Origin of the sequence: Methylobacterium nonmethylotrophicum (genome assembly GCF_004745635.1) — a bacterium.
Classification (GTDB): Bacteria; Pseudomonadota; Alphaproteobacteria; order Rhizobiales; family Beijerinckiaceae; genus Methylobacterium; species Methylobacterium nonmethylotrophicum.
In genome coordinates this window covers 1-3,402 of the sequence record NZ_SRLB01000082.1, presented here as the reverse complement: position 1 = coordinate 3,402, position 3,402 = coordinate 1, and the positions used below count along the sequence as shown (strand labels likewise).

Below are 3,402 nucleotides of genomic sequence, written 5' to 3'. Positions count from 1 at the left end.
AAAAGACCGCCGTCAGCTTCATGGGCGTCCTTTGCCTTGCCTCCACACTACTGTGGTTCAAGTGACAACAGGCCCTAGGAGAAGGTGCGGCTGGTCGGACAGATGATGCAGCCGGGCATCATCATCTCGGCGGTCTCCCACCCGCATGGCCCCCCGCCAAGCCTTGTACCCGGAGAGAGGCGTCGCAGGCCTAATACGGGCAATCGGCGGTACGGGCCAATGACGCTGACGTCGCTGCCAGCGTGGGCGCGAACTGGGGCTGCGCGTGCGTGATCCCGAGCATCTGCTCGGGCGCAAGACGCTGGAATTCGAGGTGCACAGAGATGCCTGGCAATCGTACGAAGAAAAAGCCGTATGGCCGTTGCCGTCACCGGCTCTCGGACGCTTCCCGGTCCAAGTGGTGGCCGACGTGCTCGGGATAGGCCGCTCCGACTGCATCAAAATGACTACCGATCGAGATGGGCCCGGTGCCGACCCTGGCGCAGGTGGGCTGCGTGCCGCCGACCGCCGAGGACAACGACGTCGGCGGTCTCGGGAGCGAGCTCGCCGAAGCCGCCGTCGCGACCGCTCCGACCGTGCGCTCCCTCGTCGTCCGCTGGATACCGGAGAGCGGGCGCCCTGCGGACGACGTGCTAGCCTACCTGGCTCTCAGCGTTGCCGACATCATCGCGGCGGTCCATGACAACCTCCGCAACACGTGACACGAGCATTGTCGTCTCACGTCCTACTCAAGCTACATAGGAGACGCATGATCGCGATACGACACGACAAGGGGTATCTTGTCGGCCGTCAGTGTACAAATTTATAAATACAATTCAATGTATGGCTATAGAGGAAATCTTATATTTCATTCTTAGTTTCAATAGCATCTCTACGATACATCCTGCGAGCCGTTCACGTTCGTCGTCGGACATGCCGTCAGTTTCCAGGGTGAATGTTCCGTGACTAGCTTCGTCATCAAACTCGTCGAATTCGAGCCAGAGGAGGCTGTGACCTCCGGGCTGCTGCCGGATCCGCTTCATGATCAAGGTCGCGATCTGCGACCACGTCTTCCACTCGCGTTGCATGCGCCATACCCAGAGGTGAGGTCTGGCGCTGCGCCTTCCAAGGCCACGTGTCAAACACGAATGCGTATTTTCTCCGATGGGACCGACCAAATCTCGTCCGTTTATTTCGGGCGCAGCGCATAAAAGGGCGAAACGCGATAATAAAGATACCCATCGCGCACAAATGAATGGCGTGATGTGCGGGACTTCATATTTTTTGCAGGTTGCAATATTCCAGCCAGAGACCATATCCATGGCTGCATCCTGGCGATGGGCCAGGATCGAACGGAGGGCGCGATGCCCACCGACCTTCCTTCTCAACGACAGTCACCGCGAACTCACGGTCTCTCGACCCTGCATGTGGCTTTTGCCGGGCTGCGGCTGCGATTCCTTGGCTGGGGCATGGCACAGGCCGTCGAAGATCGTGATCACGTCAAGCTTTTAAAGCGCCTGAACGCCTGGGCTGACCTGCATGAGCGCATCTCGAAGCGTCTCGACGGCGAGATATCAGCGACGACAGGGAGCAATAGAAGCATCTTCTGTGATCGCGTCCGCGAGAGCGTATCGAAGATTGCACACGAGGAGCGGCGTATCGAGCGGGTCGCTGGCCGCATGAAGCAGGCCCGCTCGCAGGGAAGGCGACGTGATTATGAGCGGTCATACATGATAGCTAAAAACTCTTACAACCGAACGCTATTCCTTTGGAATCATATCTCACTCTCATTTCATTCAGGAAAATGACGATGGGGTCCGGCAAAGACATCATCGAGCAGCTTACCCAAGAACACAGGCGGCTCGGCCGCCTGCTCCAAGCCATCGACAACGGCCGTTGGTGGAGTGCCGATGAGCCTGGACACATCGACATCGAGGCCCTGCGAGGTGCAATCGCTCAAATCCGCGCGTCCACGGCGCAGATCGAACTCCTGGTCGGGGGTATCGGCACACGCCACAGCAGGAAGCAGGTCTCTGCATTGCCCGCGCCGGCAGCTTTGGCCTCCGCCGAGCCGTGAGCCCCATACGCCGTGGCGACGAGAGATCGTAAGGATTTGCACTCTGCTTTGCAGGGCTTGCGGCTCAAGGATTTGGGAACGGAAGGTTGGCTAGATGACGGACCGCCCCATCGAGCTCGACGAACGGCGGGGGATGGCCGCCCAGAAGGCAACGAATAACCGCCGCAGACGGGCTGCCGTGAAAGCGCAGCATGCCGGCCTGGTCGCGCGCCAGCACGATCTGGAAGCCAATCTGTTCGCGGCAGAGGCCGCGACTTGGCCCGAGGCGGCCGACAAGGCGCGGTACCTGCTGGAACGGTTCGCCGCTGCGCTCTCCTGCGACGATCCTCGCCTGCAAAGCATGGTGGCTGCCGTCTTGTCCGACTTCACGCGACTGTCGGAGTCGGACGAACTTGATGGGTGAAACCTCGAAACACCTGATGTTTGAGCAGAAAGGTTCAGATGAGCACCGATCGACCCCGCGGAAACCGTGAAGCCAAGAAGCCGAAAACCATCGCAGCAGCTCCGACCACCAAGGGCTAGATCGTGACAAACGGCAAACCTGGCGCCAAGAATTAGCCCCTGATACAAACGCCAGCTCATAGGTACATCCAGGGTGTCAGTAATGGCCGTGAAGATTGTGTAGCAGGCCTGCGAGAAAATCATGGATATTTACATATGAGGCGCTCCTGCGTTTATTATTTCCAGTCCTAACGTCATCAACCATCGCCGAGCAAGACCGGGGCTGAACAGGCGGACGCGGGGCAAGTCTCTTGGCGGTCGCATGGATTATGGCAGCGGCATGGAATCCAGTTTGATTGACGCAATGTGCGGTCGATACGCGCATTGATTGTGCAGATCGCACCGCTCTCTCCAAATGTAATTTCAACATGCCCCGTTGGATCGCGGGCGAGATTGCGCTCGATCAGGCGCGATCCGAAGCCGCGGCGCGGTGGTTCAACGACGGCAAGCCCACCCGTTTCGCTCCCGCGCAAGCAGAGGCGCGCCGGCCGGTCTGCCTTCGTCCAGGTGATCGCCACGTGGCCGGTCTGGTTGGACAGCGCACCGTCCTTCACCGCGTTGGTCGCGAGTGCCTGAAACGCCATAGCGAGCGCCGATGCCATCTGCGGCGGCAACCGTACCTTCGGGCCGCTCACCTGGAACCGCTGGTCCTCCCGCCGATCGCAGGGGGCGATCGCCTGCGCCTCGACGTCAGAGAGGTTGGCCCCTCGCAGGTCTCCAGGGTCAGCACATTGTGGGCGCGCGAGAGTGTGATTAGGCGTGGAATAAGGGTTCATCCGCACTTTCGGTGCTGATGGATGGGATCGGGCGTTGACGCGCATGGCAGCCGTAGGGCAGCACGATGC

The 3,402-nt window shown here is 59.9% G+C and carries 5 protein-coding genes and 1 pseudogene; 4 read left to right on the top strand and 2 right to left on the bottom strand.

Going from position 1 to position 3,402, the window contains the following annotated elements; translation table 11 throughout:
- Positions 1 to 467: 467 nt before the first annotated feature.
- Positions 468 to 701, top strand: coding sequence for a hypothetical protein (locus EU555_RS35795; RefSeq protein WP_135420129.1), 234 nt, complete (start codon positions 468 to 470; stop codon positions 699 to 701).
- A 114-nt stretch (positions 702 to 815) separates the two neighbouring features.
- Here the strand turns inward: EU555_RS35795 and EU555_RS35790 are convergent, their stop codons facing one another.
- A complete protein-coding gene (locus tag EU555_RS35790) occupies positions 816 to 1,301 on the bottom strand; it encodes a hypothetical protein (protein ID WP_135420127.1) in 486 nt (161 codons plus the stop codon).
- A gap of 42 nt (positions 1,302 to 1,343) precedes the next feature.
- On the opposite strand from EU555_RS35790, the gene EU555_RS35785 reads away from it, so the two are divergent.
- The 3 genes from EU555_RS35785 (at position 1,344) to EU555_RS35775 (ending at position 2,459) form a co-directional block, all read left to right on the top strand.
- A complete protein-coding gene (locus EU555_RS35785; RefSeq protein WP_135420126.1) occupies positions 1,344 to 1,787 on the top strand; it encodes a hypothetical protein in 444 nt (147 codons plus the stop codon).
- A 2-nt stretch (positions 1,788 to 1,789) separates the two neighbouring features.
- Positions 1,790 to 2,056, top strand: coding sequence for a hypothetical protein (locus tag EU555_RS35780; protein WP_205821063.1), 267 nt, complete (start codon positions 1,790 to 1,792; stop codon positions 2,054 to 2,056).
- 94 nt (positions 2,057 to 2,150) lie between these two features.
- Positions 2,151 to 2,459 carry a hypothetical protein gene (locus tag EU555_RS35775; RefSeq protein ID WP_135420124.1) on the top strand — a complete coding sequence of 103 codons (309 nt, stop codon included), beginning with the start codon at positions 2,151 to 2,153 and terminating at the stop codon, positions 2,457 to 2,459.
- A gap of 295 nt (positions 2,460 to 2,754) precedes the next feature.
- Here the strand turns inward: EU555_RS35775 and EU555_RS35770 are convergent.
- A pseudogene (locus EU555_RS35770) lies at positions 2,755 to 3,402 on the bottom strand (hypothetical protein); the annotation flags it as partial.

Excerpts from the sequence above, each read along its gene's own strand:
- EU555_RS35790 (WP_135420127.1), bottom strand. The coding sequence starts at position 1,301 with ATGGATATGGTCTCTGGCTGGAATATTGCAACCTGCAAAAAATATGAA.
- EU555_RS35785 (WP_135420126.1), top strand. The coding sequence starts at position 1,344 with ATGCCCACCGACCTTCCTTCTCAACGACAGTCACCGCGAACTCACGGT.
- EU555_RS35780 (WP_205821063.1), top strand. The coding sequence starts at position 1,790 with ATGGGGTCCGGCAAAGACATCATCGAGCAGCTTACCCAAGAACACAGG.
- EU555_RS35775 (WP_135420124.1), top strand. The coding sequence starts at position 2,151 with ATGACGGACCGCCCCATCGAGCTCGACGAACGGCGGGGGATGGCCGCC.